Source organism: Pseudomonas sp. FG13, from assembly GCF_057809755.1.
The window spans coordinates 35,482-49,330 of the sequence record NZ_JBMDKO010000012.1 but is presented as its reverse complement, the minus strand read 5'-3'; the positions used below and the strand labels follow the sequence as shown (position 1 = coordinate 49,330).

The 13,849-nt window shown below is 64.0% G+C and carries 14 protein-coding genes; all 14 read right to left on the bottom strand.

Translation table 11 applies throughout. The annotated features are described in order from the left end of the window. Positions 1 to 107 precede the first annotated feature (107 nt). Positions 108 to 1,025 (bottom strand): dihydrodipicolinate synthase family protein, encoded by a 918-nt coding sequence (locus ACODTO_RS12735; protein ID WP_055137750.1) that lies wholly within the window; start codon positions 1,023 to 1,025, stop codon positions 108 to 110. A 168-nt stretch (positions 1,026 to 1,193) separates the two neighbouring features. Continuing rightward, positions 1,194 to 2,222, bottom strand: coding sequence for a trans-3-hydroxy-L-proline dehydratase (locus ACODTO_RS12730; RefSeq protein WP_139643337.1), 1,029 nt, complete (start codon positions 2,220 to 2,222; stop codon positions 1,194 to 1,196). A gap of 106 nt (positions 2,223 to 2,328) precedes the next feature. Continuing rightward, positions 2,329 to 3,051: an amino acid ABC transporter ATP-binding protein gene (locus ACODTO_RS12725; protein ID WP_024777747.1), complete on the bottom strand. Its 723-nt coding sequence runs from the start codon at positions 3,049 to 3,051 to the stop codon at positions 2,329 to 2,331. After that, positions 3,044 to 3,694, bottom strand: coding sequence for an amino acid ABC transporter permease (locus ACODTO_RS12720; RefSeq protein WP_489106526.1), 651 nt, complete (start codon positions 3,692 to 3,694; stop codon positions 3,044 to 3,046). Before ACODTO_RS12720 ends, ACODTO_RS12725 begins: the two co-directional genes overlap by 8 nt. Positions 3,695 to 3,703: 9 nt before the next feature. After that, complete coding sequence (locus ACODTO_RS12715; RefSeq protein ID WP_047702931.1) at positions 3,704 to 4,369, bottom strand: amino acid ABC transporter permease; 666 nt, start codon at positions 4,367 to 4,369, stop codon at positions 3,704 to 3,706. Beyond that, a complete protein-coding gene (lhpI, locus tag ACODTO_RS12710) occupies positions 4,362 to 6,140 on the bottom strand; it encodes a cis-3-hydroxy-L-proline dehydratase (RefSeq protein ID WP_464709057.1) in 1,779 nt (592 codons plus the stop codon). The genes ACODTO_RS12715 and lhpI overlap by 8 nt, the downstream gene beginning before the upstream one ends. Before the next feature lie 10 nt (positions 6,141 to 6,150). Beyond that, positions 6,151 to 6,969, bottom strand: coding sequence for an ABC transporter substrate-binding protein (locus ACODTO_RS12705; protein WP_139643332.1), 819 nt, complete (start codon positions 6,967 to 6,969; stop codon positions 6,151 to 6,153). Between the two features lie 231 nt (positions 6,970 to 7,200). Beyond that, entirely contained in the window at positions 7,201 to 7,950 is a 750-nt protein-coding gene (locus ACODTO_RS12700) for an AraC family transcriptional regulator (protein WP_489106525.1), read from the bottom strand. Between the two features lie 175 nt (positions 7,951 to 8,125). Beyond that, entirely contained in the window at positions 8,126 to 9,382 is a 1,257-nt protein-coding gene (locus ACODTO_RS12695; protein ID WP_489106524.1) for an FAD-dependent oxidoreductase, read from the bottom strand. Beyond that, positions 9,379 to 9,615, bottom strand: coding sequence for a 2Fe-2S iron-sulfur cluster-binding protein (locus ACODTO_RS12690; protein WP_175363589.1), 237 nt, complete (start codon positions 9,613 to 9,615; stop codon positions 9,379 to 9,381). Before ACODTO_RS12690 ends, ACODTO_RS12695 begins: the two co-directional genes overlap by 4 nt. A gap of 149 nt (positions 9,616 to 9,764) precedes the next feature. After that, complete coding sequence (locus ACODTO_RS12685; RefSeq protein WP_349654549.1) at positions 9,765 to 10,883, bottom strand: NAD(P)/FAD-dependent oxidoreductase; 1,119 nt, start codon at positions 10,881 to 10,883, stop codon at positions 9,765 to 9,767. Beyond that, positions 10,880 to 11,812 (bottom strand): 4-hydroxyproline epimerase, encoded by a 933-nt coding sequence (locus tag ACODTO_RS12680; protein WP_175386365.1) that lies wholly within the window; start codon positions 11,810 to 11,812, stop codon positions 10,880 to 10,882. The genes ACODTO_RS12685 and ACODTO_RS12680 overlap by 4 nt, the downstream gene beginning before the upstream one ends. 114 nt (positions 11,813 to 11,926) lie before the next feature. Then, positions 11,927 to 12,838: a hypothetical protein gene (locus ACODTO_RS12675; protein WP_175386363.1), complete on the bottom strand. Its 912-nt coding sequence runs from the start codon at positions 12,836 to 12,838 to the stop codon at positions 11,927 to 11,929. Between the two features lie 139 nt (positions 12,839 to 12,977). Continuing rightward, positions 12,978 to 13,649, bottom strand: coding sequence for a GntR family transcriptional regulator (locus ACODTO_RS12670; protein ID WP_139643311.1), 672 nt, complete (start codon positions 13,647 to 13,649; stop codon positions 12,978 to 12,980). Between the last annotated feature and the right edge of the window lie 200 nt (positions 13,650 to 13,849).

The window sequence follows — 13,849 nt, the reverse complement described above, 5'->3', positions numbered from 1 at the left end:
GGGAGCGAGCCTGCTCGCGATGACGGCGGTACATCCAGCATAGCCGTTCCAGACAGACCGCTATCGCGAGCAGACTCGCTCCCACAGGGGACTTCATTTGCCTCGGGTCAGAGCCCCACATCCGGCAGCACCGGTCGATTCGCCAGGGCCTTGGCCATGATCTGTTCCACATACACCCGGTCTTCTTCCGGCAGGGCCAGGCGTGGTGGGCGGGTGAGGGCGCTGCCGCGGCCGGCGATGGCTTCGCACAGCTTGATGCATTGCACCAGGTCGGCGCGGGCGTCGAGGTGCAGGATCGGCATCAGCCATTCGTAGATCGGCATCGCTTCGGCGAAACGCCCGGCGCGGGCCAGGCGGAAGATGGTTTCGCCTTCCTTCGGGAACACGTTGGACATGCCCGAGACCCAGCCTTCGGCGCCCACGGCGAGGCTTTCCAGCACCACGTCGTCGAGGCCCGCGAACAGGACAAAGCGATCACCCACTTCATTGCGCACGTCGATGAACCGCCGGGTGTCGCCGGAGGAGTCCTTGAAGCACACCACGTTGTCGCAATCGGCCAGGGAAATCAGGATGTCCGGAGTCACGTCGTTCTTGTAGATCGGTGGGTTGTTGTAAACCATCAGCGGCACGTCTGCATGCCGGGCGACATAGCGAAAGTGCTCGGCGGTTTCGAACGGCTTGGAGCCATAGACCAATGCCGGCATCAGCATCACGCCGTCGACGCCGACCTTGCGCACTGCGTTGGCGACCTTGGCCGCCTGCACGCTGGTGAACTCGGCCACGCCGCAGATCACCGGCACCCGACCCCGGGAGGCGTCCACCGCGACTTCGGTCACGGCGATTTTTTCTTCGGCGCTCAGCGAAGTGTTTTCCCCCACCGAACCACAGACCACCAGGCCCGAGACGCCGTCACGGATGACGTTGGAAATGACCTCATGGGTCTTGTCCAGGTTGATGGAGAAGTCGTCGTTGAATTGGGTGGTAACGGCGGGGAATACGCCGCTCCAGTTGATGCGTTTGCTCATGGGGTGTCTCCAGTTGATGGTAGTACTGTGGCGAGGGGATTTATCCCCGCTGGGCTGCGAAGCAGCCCCCTGTATCTGTCTGGCGCAGCGAGTCGCCAGATTGGGGCCGCTTCGCGCCCCAACGGGGATGAATCCCCTCGCCACAAGGGATCGATGTGAGTTCGAAAATCATGCGCCAGGCCACGTATCTGAAAGCCGATAGCCCTGCGGCCATGGATCAGCCGGATCCAGCAGCAGTTGATGCGTCCCGGTGATCCACGCCCGTCCGGCAATGCACGGATAGATCGCCGGGCGCCCGGCCACGTCGGTCAGCGAGTCGATGCGACAATGGAATTCGGAGCCGATGATCGAGCGCCCGATGAACCTCTCGCCCACCTGCATCAACCCCTTGGCCTGCAAAACCGCCATGCGTGCCGAGCAGCCTGTGCCGGTAGGGGAGCGGTCGATCTTGCCGGGCTGGATCACCACGGCGTTGGCACCCGTAGCGACGCCTGCCTCCATGACGACGGGCGCGGCGATCTGGCAGAACGAAATGTGTGACCAGTCAGGGTTCAGCGGGTGGACGAAGCCCAGTTGCTCATTGGCGGCCCGAGTGATGTTCAGCCCGACGGCCACCAGATCGGCGGCCTCGTCAGGGCGGATGGCGAAGCCCAGGCGCTGGGCGTCGACGATGACGAAACTGTCACCGCCATAGGCGGTGTCCACCTGCAGCGAGCCCAGGCCCTCGACTTCGATCCAGGCGTCGAGACGGTCGGCGAAGGAGGGCACGTTCTTGATCTCCACCCGTTGCACCTTGCCGTCGCGGCAATCGGCGACGGCTTCGATCAACCCGCCAGGGGCTTCGAGTACCAGGCGGGTCTGGGGTTCGGTCATGGGCAGGATGCCGCTGTCCAGCAGCACGGTCGCCACGCACAGGGAGTTGGAGCCGGACATCGGCGGGGTGTCGGCCGGCTCCATGATGATCCAGGCCATCTGCGCCCGAGGGTCCTTGGCCGGCACCAGCAGGTTGACGTGGCGAAACACGCCGCCACGGGGCTCGTTGAGAACGAAGTTGCGCAGGGTCTGGTCCTGGGCGATCCAGCGCGACTGTTCCCACACCGTGGCACCGGGTGGAGGGGCGACACCGCCGACGATCACATCGCCGACTTCGCCTTCGGCGTGGCAACTGACGACGTGGATGATTTTTGATGAGCGCATTGGGTTGTTCCTTGTGTTGTCCGTTCCGGCCTCATCGCGAGCAGGCTCGCTCCCACAGGGTACAAATCCCATGTGGGAGCGAGCCTGCTCGCGATAGGGCCATGGGCTATTTCACCGACTTGAGAAACGCCGCCGTCTCCCGCTGCATCGGGTTGCCGATTACCTGGTCCGGCGGCCCGATCTCATGCACCCGGCCATTGCAAAAGAACGCCACGCGATCGGACACGTCGCGGGCGAAGCGGATCTCGTGGGTCACCAGCACCATGGTCATGCCGTCCTCGGCGAGCATGCGCATGGTGTCCAGCACCTCGCCCACCAGTTGCGGGTCCAGGGCCGAGGTGGCTTCGTCGAACAGCATGTAGTCCGGCGACATCGCCAAGGCCCGGGCGATGGCCATGCGCTGTTGCTGGCCACCGGAGAGCTTGTTCGGAAAGGCCTTGAGCTTGTCCCCCAGGCCCACGTGCTCCAGCTGTTTCACCGCCAGGGCCTCGGCCTCCTGTTTGCTCTTGCCCAGCACCTTGCGCGGCGCCAGCATTACGTTCTCCAGCACCGTAAGGTGCGGGAAGGCGTTCCATTGCTGGAAGACGATGCCGATCTTCTGCCGCAGGTGATTGAGATCGGTGGCGCGGTCATGCACCTCGACACCGTCCACGCGAATGCTGCCTTGCTGGATCGGCTCCAGGCCGTTGATGCACATCAACAGGGTCGACTTGCCGGACCCCGAGCCACCGATGATCGACACCACTTCACCCTTGTCCACGGTCAGGCTCACACCCTTGACCACTTCCAGGTCGCCAAAGGATTTATGCACGTTCTCGATCTCAATCATTTTCCTGCCACCTTCTTTCCAGGCGTGCGCCGAGGCGGGCGACCACCAGGCTCATGACGTAGTAAATGAGGCCTGCGATGCACAGCACCAGCAGGGGTTCCTGAATGCGCGTGACGATGGTTTGCGAAGCACGCAGCAGCTCGACGATGCCGATCCACATCACCAGCGCGGTGTCCTTCATCACCCCGAGTACCAGGTTCAGCCAGCCGGGAAACGCCACGCGCGTGGCAATCGGCAGGACGATGAAGCGCAGGTCCTGCAGGTAGCTCAAGCCCAGGGAGCGGCTGGCCCGTCGGGTGCTCAGCGGCACCGCCAGCACCCCGCCACGGACGATTTCGGTGAAGTACGCGGCGGCGTAGACCCCGAGCACGATGCAGCCGACGGCGAAGGCGCTGAGGTTCAGGCCGACGATGCTCTTGAGCGAGTTGAACAGCACGAACTGGATCAGCAACGGCACGCTGCGAAACACGTCCAGTACCCAGGCCAGCGGCAGGCTGGCCCGGGGCAACAGCGCCCGGAGCAGGCCGAACAGTAGCCCGGCCAGGGTGCCGAGCAGGATCGACCAGGCGGTCAGCTGCAGCGTGACCCAGGCCCCGTCGAGCAAGAACAACAGGTCGTTAGCGGTGAGGCTTGTTGCAAACATGACCAACCCTCAGTAGCGGAACAGGCGCCAGGACAACAGCCGGGCGAGCCCGACGATCAGCTTGGCGATCAGGTAATACAGCGCGGCCGCGAGGGCGAAGTATTCGAAGGTGCGGAACGTCTTGACGTTGTATTCCTGGGTCACCCCGGTAAGGTCGTTGTTCAGGCCGACCACCACCCCCAGTGAGGTCATCAGCACCGCCCAGACCATCTGGTTGGTCAGCGGGTAGAACACGATGCGCAGCAGTTGCGGGACGATGATCATCCGATAGGCCTGGAACGCGCTCATGCCCAGGGAGCGGGCGGCGCGCATCTGGGTGCCGGGCACGGCCTTGAGACCACCGCGAAAGTTCTCCGCCAGGTAACCGGCATTGTTGAAGGTGATCCCGGCCAGCAACGCCAGCCACGAACTGACATGCAGCCCGAGGGAGCCGAGGCCGAAGTAGAGGATGTAGATCTGGAACAGCGACGGTGTGTTGCGGGCGATGGACACCCAGCCATTGCCGATGCCCCGCAGCAATGGATGGCGCGCCTGGCGCATCACCGTCAGCAGCAGCGCGATCAGCACGCCGAAGATCATCGACAGCGCCGCGGTCTCGAACGTGACCCAGGCTCCGGCGAGCATGTCGGGCAACGCGCGCAGGGCCGGGCGCCATTGGAAGCTGTAGTCAAACATGGAAGGGGTTCCCCTGGCGGGTGGCGGGTTGCAGCCAGAGCGGCGGCTGACCAGTGGCGGTGGCGTTGCACGCGGCGTCGACGCAGGCCGCTAGGCTGGCGAAGTGCACCCCGCGTCCCACCAGGCCGGGCGCGTAATGGGCGTATTTGCCGGAGTTGGTCATCAGGGTGGTGGCAGCGGGCGGGATGACCGGTTCGCCCAGCATGCACCAGCAGGTGTCGGTCACCAGCGTGGCGCCGAAGGCCTCGATGGCGCCCAGGTGACCTGCCTGGCGGGCCTGTTCCAGTACCGCACGGCCGCAGGTGATGGCCAGCACCACGTCCGGGTGCTTGCTCCGGCCGACGCAGAGCGCCGCCAGGGTGGCAAATTCGCTGAGGGAAAAATGCGGGTTGCCCAAGGAGATCACGTCCACCCGGTTGTCCCGGGCACTGTTGAGCTCGCGCCAACTGGCAAGCAGGCCTGCGGCATCGACGGTTTCCATCGGTATCGGACAGTCCGCTTCCACGACATCGACCGGGTCGAGGGCTTCCGGTGTGACCCCGGCGATGTGGAACAACGGCGCGGCACTGGTGGTGGCGAATGCGGCGCCGAAGGCTTTCAGGTCATCCAGGGTCGGCGCGGCATGTTCCAGGCCGCGTATCAATGGAATACGCCGGCCGGTCAGGCCGCCGATGTGATAGCCCAGCAGCGGATAGAAGCTGTCGTCGACAGTGGCTAATCCCGGCACGTCGACGATCAGTCTGGCCTTGCGCTGATCGTCCAGGTGACAACCGGTCAAGGGCGCGCGGCCGCACAAGGCAATGCAGATATCCAGAAAGTCCGGGTACTTCTGCGTGCGAGCCCCGAGCACACTGTTGGCGTAGACCACCGCGTTGGACTCGGCCCAGACGATCTGCTCGCCGGCCTTGGGCGCGGTCTCGAGCAGATACGGCGCGCAGGTAAAACTCAGCTGCGCGCCCATCGCCATGTAGGCATCGCCCAAGGCACTCGCCGGTTCGCCCAAGGCCGGGTCTATGCCCAGTTCCCGCCAGCGGCGCTGGTCCACGGAAATGGAATTGAGAGTGGTGGGCACGCGCACCTTGGCGCCCCACTGCACCAGTTGCTCAGCAAAGCGCAGGCTGGCCGGGCCGGTGTAGATGCAACCGTCGATGTGGGCTTGGGTCACGTCCAGCAACTGCGTGGTGCCCTGGATTTCCGCCATGCGCAAGACGATTTGCATCGCCACCTGGGCGGCCTTGCCGTGGTTGCCGTCGAGCAGTGCCCGGTCCTGTTCGGTGAGGTTGACCGTAGACGGCATGGGCGGCGGCAAGGGAACGTCGGCCTGATCCCAGCGATCGTCGGGGCGGCGGCCGGTCAGGGTCAGGCAATTGCCTTCGATGCGCACGAAACCCTGGCCGCGCAAACGTTCGAAGGCTTCACGACCGATCTGCACCACTGGAAGGGAACGCTGGAAAATCAACTGCGCCACCAGCACGCCCAAGGTCAGGATCTCATCCGTTTCGGCCAGCACCAGGGCGGCGGGTGCATGGCCGTTGCTGATCAGCTCCATCAAGACGCTGCTGCCGGTGCACGAGCCGCGCCCGCTGGGAATCGCCAGCACGCGCCCGGCCAGGCGCTGGCCGCTGAGCGGGTGATGCCGGTCGATGACTTCACCGCTGGCCGGATCCACACCCCCCCAGAAACTCAAGCCCACATCGGCAAAGAGCAGGGCGCCCTGGGCTGCACCCTCCACCAGACTGCGGCCCACGACACGGATAGGCGTGCTTGGCATGCCCCGATCCTCAGTAATAGACCTGCGGGACGGTCAGGTTGGCCGGCGGAATATCGGTGCCGACCCATTTGACGAACAGCTCTTTGTAACGACCGGTGCGCACCTGTTGGTTGACGAACAGATTGAGGTAGTTGATCAGGCCGAACTCGCTGCGCTTGGCGCCGAGGGACACGTAGTCGATGACATAAGGCGCGTCACCGGCGATCTTCAGGTTCTTGTACTTGCCGGACTTGATGGTCGCGGCGGCCACGGTATTGGTCACCACCGTCGCGTCGATGTGCCCTTGGGCGACGGCCAACAGCGTGTCGTTCTGCGACTGGTAGGCGCGGAAACTGCCGCTGCCCCAGTTCTTCTGGTCTTTCTCCAATGCGATGGCTTCGTAGGTGCCGCTGGTATTGCCCACGGCCTTGCCCTTGAGGTCGGCGAAGCTGTTGATACCGGTGTTGTCGCGGGTCAGCACCACCATCTGGAAGGCGAAGTAGGGCACGGTCAGGCCGACGGTCTTGGCCCGTTCCAGGGTGTCGGAGGTGGAGGCGACGATGACATCGGCACGGCCGGAAATAAGCGCCGGGATCCGGTCCGGGAACGGCGTTTCCACGACTTCGGCATCTACCCCCAGGACCTTCGCCAGGTCGTGGCAATAGTCCACGTCGAAACCCGCCGGCTTGTTGCTTTCGTCACGAAAGCCCATGGGCGGGAAGTCCAGGGTCACCGCGCAGCGCAGCTTGCCGGAGCCGATGATGTCATCGAGCTTGTCGGCATAGGCGGGGGTGATGAACAGAGGTGCCAGGACAACACTTAACGCTACGGCCAATGCAGGGTTTTTCATAAATGCCTCGCTGTCGAATAAATGCGGTGAGATATCGTATTGAGGATTTCGTATACGATATTAGATAAGCAATCGGCGTGCCTGTCTGGCGAGTTTCTCGCGCTTATGGGTAACTCGTTGATTACAAAACAGTAATAAGAGGGGGTGGACTCGAAAGGTGCCGGAGGCCGTTTCAGTCAGGTGTTACAGATGGGAGCAATGGGCGCTCCGGCGCCCTGTTAGGGAACAGATTCAGTGCCGGCTTTCCCGATACTGGCTCGGCGACAGGCTGGTCAAGGCGCGAAACTGGCGACTGAACGCGCTGTGGTCGGTGTAGCCGCAGCGCAGGGCGATGTCGGTGATGGGCAGGTCCTTGTCCAGCAGCAGGCGCGAGGCTTCTTCCAGACGCGCCTTGTGAATCATTTGCCGGGGCGTGAGCTGGAAAATGCGTTTGCAGTGCCGCTCCAGTTGCGCCACTGACAACCCGGCGATGGTGGTCAGTTCGGCGAGGCTGATGGGGCGGGCGAAGTGATGTTTGATATGGGCATCCACCGCCGCCAGTTTCTGAAACGCTGGGTGGCTGGACTGCGGCAGTTGCAGGTCCCGGGAGATGCCGGCCAGGCCGACGATCTGGCCGTTGGGTTCGCGCAGGGCGATTTTATGAGTCAGGCACCACACCGGCTGATTGCCGTAGTACAGGTGGAGTTCGAGTTGGTCGGCCAACTCCCGACCGCTGGCCAGCACCCGTCGATCCTGTTCGGTATACAGCGGGCCGAAGCGCTCGGGGAACACCTGCTCGGCAGTGAGACCGAGCAGATCGGCGCTGTGCTTGAAGCCGCAGCGCCGGGCCAGGGTCTGGTTGACGAAGGCGTAGCGGGCCTGGGTGTCCTTGATGAAGAACACCACGTCCGTCAGGGTGTCGAGCAGCGGTGCGATGGATTGCAGGCTGTGCAGCAGGGTGCCCAGGTCGCAGGGGGTAAAGGACATGAGCGAGGGATACATGGGGCGGCATCATCTCGGGTGGGGGCAAGGGTTGCGCAAGAGTAGCAGCAGAATGATCGGCCAACTCATGTGGGAGCGAGCCTGCTCGCGATGGCGGTGTGTCAGCAACCTATCTGTATCTTAAAAACGCCATCGCGAGCTGGCTCGCTCCCACAAGGAGCTGCGCTTGTGCGGCCTAGTTGGGTGGGGTTTCTTCCAGCCCCAGCAAGGTTTCGATCCGCGCCGGGCTGAACGGCGGGCGTGGGGTGGGGGGCGTCCAGTCGAACAGATACTCCAGGGCGGCGCCGCAGACCCGGCCCTGGCACGCGCCCATGCCACAACGGCTGGCGAGCTTGGCTTCGCGCCAGCTCACGTGGCCGACCAGATCGCCGTAGGGCACGTCCTCGCACCGGCAGATCAAGGTGTCGGCCCGGGCCAGGGACTTGAACTGCCCATCGAGGGCGAAGGCCTTGTTCAGCGTCCGGGCGAAACCTTGCCAGCGCTCTCGACGCGGCCACAGGCGCTGGGCGGCCGTGGTATCGCCGACCGCCGCGTGACCGGCGATGGCGCCTTCCACCAGTGCCAGTTCGCTGCCCCCGAAACCGGTGCATTCACCGGCGGCGTAATGGTCCTGGCGGGTAGTCGCCTGCCAGGCATCCACCGCGAGGGCATGTTCGGCAAGCTCACAGCCCAGAGCCTGGCCGAGCTGGGTATTGGGGATGAGCCCGAAGCCACACGCCAACCGGTCACAGGCCAGCTCGACGATCTTGCCCTGTTGCAGCAACCGCACGCCTTCGAGCCGCTCTTGCCCCAAGGCCTCCAGCACATGGCTTGCTGTGCGGTAGTGCCGGTCGAACAACGCGAACGCTTGCAGAAGCTTGCCCGGCCAGCGCGGCAATTGCGCGGCGAAACCGGTCACGGCGGCACGGCTGGCCTGCTCGGCAATCCTTAACACGTGGGCACCCTGATGCCTGGCCGTGGCGGCGCTGGCCAACAGCAGCGGCCCACTCCCGGCGATCACCAGACGTTCATCCCGCACCGGCAGGCCCGCCTTGATCAGCGCCTGCAAGCCGCCGGCACCGGTGACGCCGGGCAGGGTCCAGCCGGGGAAGGGCAGCAGCAACTCACGGGCGCCGGTGCACAGGATCAGGCGCTGGTAGGTGATCTGCCAACCGCGCTCGGCATTCTCTACCAATAGGGTTTTATCGGCGGCGCAAGCGATCACCCGGGTGCCGGCATGGCAGCGCACATTGGCGCAGGTCTGCAACCGCTCGCGCAGGCGGCGTGCCGCAGTGGGCAGGCTGGCCTGGGGGCCGTCGCGCCAGATCTGCCCCCCAGGTAACGGGTTGTCGTCCAGCAGCACGATAGACGCGCCGCGGCTGGCCGCAGCCAGGGCGGCGGACATGCCGGCGGGGCCGGCGCCAATGATCAGCAGGTCGGTGGTTTCGTTCATGGTCGAGTCTGCACGTGCATGCCGTCGCGGCATAGGGTCTGGCAGGCCAGGCGGCGCTGGCCGTCGATTGTTACCCGACATTCCTGGCAAATACCCATGCCGCACAAGGGCGCACGTCGCTGGCCGCTGACCGAGGTGCGACTGCAACCGTCGGCGCCCAGGGCCAGGGCGGCGGCGACACTGGTGCCTTGGGTGACCGTCAGTGGGCGGCCGTCCAGGAATAATTCAGGCATCGGGAGGATTCCAATATGAAGCCGTGGCGAGGGGATTTATCCCCGTTGGGCTGCGCAGCAGCCCCTCTGGATTACCCTGACACATCGAGTAGCCAGACTTCAGGGCCGCTACGCGCCCCAACGGGGATAAATCCCCTCGCCACAGGGATTTAGCTGACATACACAGGTTCTCCCAGGAAACGCTCCGGCAGGTAGGCCTGAGGGGCCAACGGCGAGGCTTCGTTGAACAGCTGCGCCACCAGCAGGTCAGCCGTCGCGGGGGCCGTTGTGACTCCCAGTCCTTCATGTCCCACCGCCAGCCACAGGCCCTTGCGTTGCGGGTGCTGTCCCACCAGCGGCAGGCCGTCGGGGCTGGCGGCGCGGAAGCCGGTCCAGGCGCGGATGCCGTTGAGCTGTGCCAGCCCGGGCATGTAGTCGACGGCGCGCTTGAGCATCTTCGCCAGCATCCAGCCTTCCACTTGCGGGTCGACGGTGCCGAACTGCCGCGAGGCGCCGATGAACAGTTGCCCGGTGGGACGGGGCTGGATATTGCACGCCACCGATGGGCCGCTGGCGTTGTGGGCACTGGTGACATAGCCCAGTTCGACCAGGGTGTGGGTGACGGTGGCGGGGTAGCGATCGGTGATCAGCAGATGGCCTTTCTTCGGCTCGATCGGCAGCTCCGGGCACAGTTCGGTGGCCTGGATACCGTTGGCGAGGATCACCGCCTCGGCCCTCAACCAGCGCCCGTCGTCCAGGCGTACCTGCGAGCCGTCCACTTCGGCGACCTGCGCACGCTGCTGGCGGATGTGCGGGCTGTCCAGCATCCAGCGCGCGGCGGCGGGGGCGTAGAGGATGCCGTCGCCCTTGATCAGCAGGCCGCCCTCCAGACCTTCGCGCAACTCGGGTTCGCGCTGACGCAGGGCCCCGCGTCCGATCAGCTCGCAGGCTTCTCCGTGAGCCAGCAGATTCAGGTACTTGCTGTTGGCGACCGCCATCTCCTGCGGATTGGCCGCCAGCCACAGGGTGCCGTTGTTGCGCCAGGCACAGCCTTCGGGCAGGAGATGGGCCAATTCGCGCCAGCGTCCCAGGGAGTATTGACTGAGGGCCAGTTCCGCCGGATTGTCGTCCAACACCAGCAGATGCCCCATGCCGGCCGCTGTCGCGCCGTGCCAGCCGGCGTCGAGCACCACCACCTTCAAGCCACGCTGGGACAAGGCCCGGGCACAGGCTGCACCGATGATGCCGGCACCGATGACGATCACGTCGGCGATCAGGCCCTCGGTCACAGGCGAATGCCCCAGGCGAACGGGTCATCCGCTTCGATGATCAGCGTGGTTTCGGCGCTGATATAGGCACGGCCGCGAATCGTCGGCACGATGCGCTCGCCCGCCTGTTCATAAGAACCTTCGAACTCGCTGCCAATCACACTGGCCTGGCGCCAGCTCTGACCGGGTTGCAGCTTGCCGTCCGCGGCCAGGCACGCCAGCTTGGCACTGGTGCCGGTGCCACAAGGGGAGCGGTCGTAGGCCTTGCCGGGACAGAGTACGAAGTTGCGGCTGTCGGCTTGCGGGTCGTCAGCGAACAGCTCGATATGATCGATCAGCCCGCCGTCCTCGCCACGAAAGCCTTGCTGTTCCAGCGCTTGCTGCACAGCGTAGGTGTAGGCGGTCAATGCGTCGAGGTTGTCGCTCGCCACTCGCTGGCCGTGGTCGGCGATAAGGAAGAACCAGTTGCCGCCCCAGGCCACATCGCCTTCCACAGGGCCGATACCGGGTACTTCCAGGCGCAGCGCCTTACGGTAACGATAGGCGGGCACGTTGCGCACGCTGACCGAACGATCCTCATGCAAGGTGGCCTGGACGGTGCCCACCGGGGTTTCGATGCGATGCACGCCCGGGCCGATCCGCCCCAGGTGGGCCAGCGACGCCACCAGGCCGATGGTGCCGTGGCCGCACATGCCCAGGTAACCACTGTTGTTGAAGAAGATCACCCCGGCGCAGGCACTCGGGTCTACCGGTTCACAGAGCAGCGCGCCCACCAGCACGTCGCCGCCCCGAGGTTCCAGCACGCAGGCGGCACGCCAGGCATCATGCTGCGAGGCCAGGCGCTGCCTGCGCTCGGCCATGCTGCCCTGGCCGAGATCGGGAAAACCGTCGGTGACCAGGCGGGTCGGCTCACCGCCGGTGTGGGAATCGATCACAGTGATGCGCTTCATGGGACCACTTCCGTTCAGATAAGTGAGCGCAAGCGTGGCCCGCAACAGGGGGGAGCGGCTTGATGGTTTTATCTGTCGCCCATGACGAAATCGGCACAGTGCAGGGGGCGCTCATCAGTCGGACGCGTATCTCCACTGCCACTCGATGTGTTCCGTATTGATGCCCAGGGCCTCGAACTTTTCCGCCACGTAGCGCAGGCAGGCACCTCCGTCGGGGCGGTAGTGCCCGGAGGCATCGTTGACCATGGCAATCACATGTTCCATGCGATGTTCCCTGATCCTGAATTCCCCTGCGCACGTGACCGGCCTGCCACTGCCGAGTTGGCTGTGCCGGATGTAGTTGGCCCGGTCAGCATGTTCCCAGCGTTTATAGATGACGGAGTTCTCCGGGGTATACACCCAGGTGTAGCTATTGGACTGGTCGTTGGGCGCGAGTATTTCGCTGGTTTGCGATTTCAATTGATTGCCGATCAGTTGGCCATCCCACATTCCCACCAGTTGACCGACGCCGTCGATTTTCGACGGGTCATAACAACGCCAGTGCATGAGATCGCCAATGAAGGGCATCCATCTGATCGGGTAGGTCTGGGCGTTGAGATCAATCGATCGCTTGTCGGAATTCATCCAGTCGGAAAAATGCACATGGCCTGACCATACGGCCAGCAAGTGCGAGGATGAATTCTTCAGCCAACGGCGTACCTGCTTGAAGGACAGGTTGGTGTAGATGTCATTGGCCTTGATCAGCACGGATTCCAGTTCCCAGTCATCGGTGGCGATCGGATGGGCTTCGGGCCTCTGGTAGAAGGTCACGCCGTCGATTTCGGACAATGAGATCCGGGGGCGGCCGAACAGTCTGGGCAGGTCGATTTCCACCGTGATGGTCTGCCCGACTCGCGGGGCTTCACAGAATAATTGCATCTGGCTGAGGGGGCCCATGGACACATACAGGGTGTCGTCGGTGCCAGCCCAATGTTCATTGGTGATCGAGGCTGTCACCGTCAGGGTGTCTACAATGGTGTCGGTCATGATTGGAGGTGCGTTCTATCTCTGATTAAGAAGTCACCGATTCTGGCGCCGCATGGCAGGACCCTGGTGGTACATATGTATATGCGCAAAAAAATGCCGGGTCGCTCAGCGCCCCGGCATTGTCTTTTAGCGATCAGCGTCAATGGCTGGAAGGCAGGAACTCGAACAGCGTCTTGCAGACGCCGGCGATGTGTTCGTCCAGCAGTTTCACCGCCCGTTCAACATCACCGGCACGGCAGGCATCGAGGATTTCCCGGTGCTCGTGATCGGCGCGTTCCTTGCCGGCCGACAGGCTCATCTGCATGCGCAGGTATCGCTCCAGCTTGTCGTGGACCGAGCGGATCAGGCCGACCAGGAAGGGCCGTTGTGCCGGCTCGTAGAGGCAGGCGTGCAACTGCCAGTTGAGTTCGGCCCAACGCCCGACGTCGTCCTCGCCGATGAACTCGCGGCAGATCGCCTCGGCGCGAGCGAAGGTGTCTTCGGTCATGTTGGGAATCGCCAGGCGCAGCACCTTGTCCTCCAGCAACATCCGCACTTCGAACATCTGCGCCAGCTCCACCTCGGAAATCCGCGTGACCATCGCGCCGCGATTACGCTGGAACATCACCAGCCCCTCGGCCTCCAGCCGCTTGAGGGCTTCGCGCACGGGGATCTTGCTGACGTTGAACTGACGGGCGATATCGTCCTGGCGAATCGGCTCGTCCTCGGCAAAATGCCCGGCCACGATGGCTTCGCGCAGGTGACGGGTAATGATTTCCGAAGTAGAAGGGGTGTTGCCCAGGTCGGGCAGTTTGAACTTGGATAAAGTCACGGCGGCGGGTCGGTTGCTGAGTTGGGGATATGGTATACGACTTGGCGGAGGTGGTGTCTCGGATCTTGACGCTACCCTCCAGACGAGTGAACCCTTGTGGCGAGGGGATTTATCCCCGCTGGGGCGCGAAGCGGCCCCAAAATCACGCAATTTGGGTGCCGCTTAAATCCAGGGGGCCGCTTCGCAGCCCAGCGGGGATA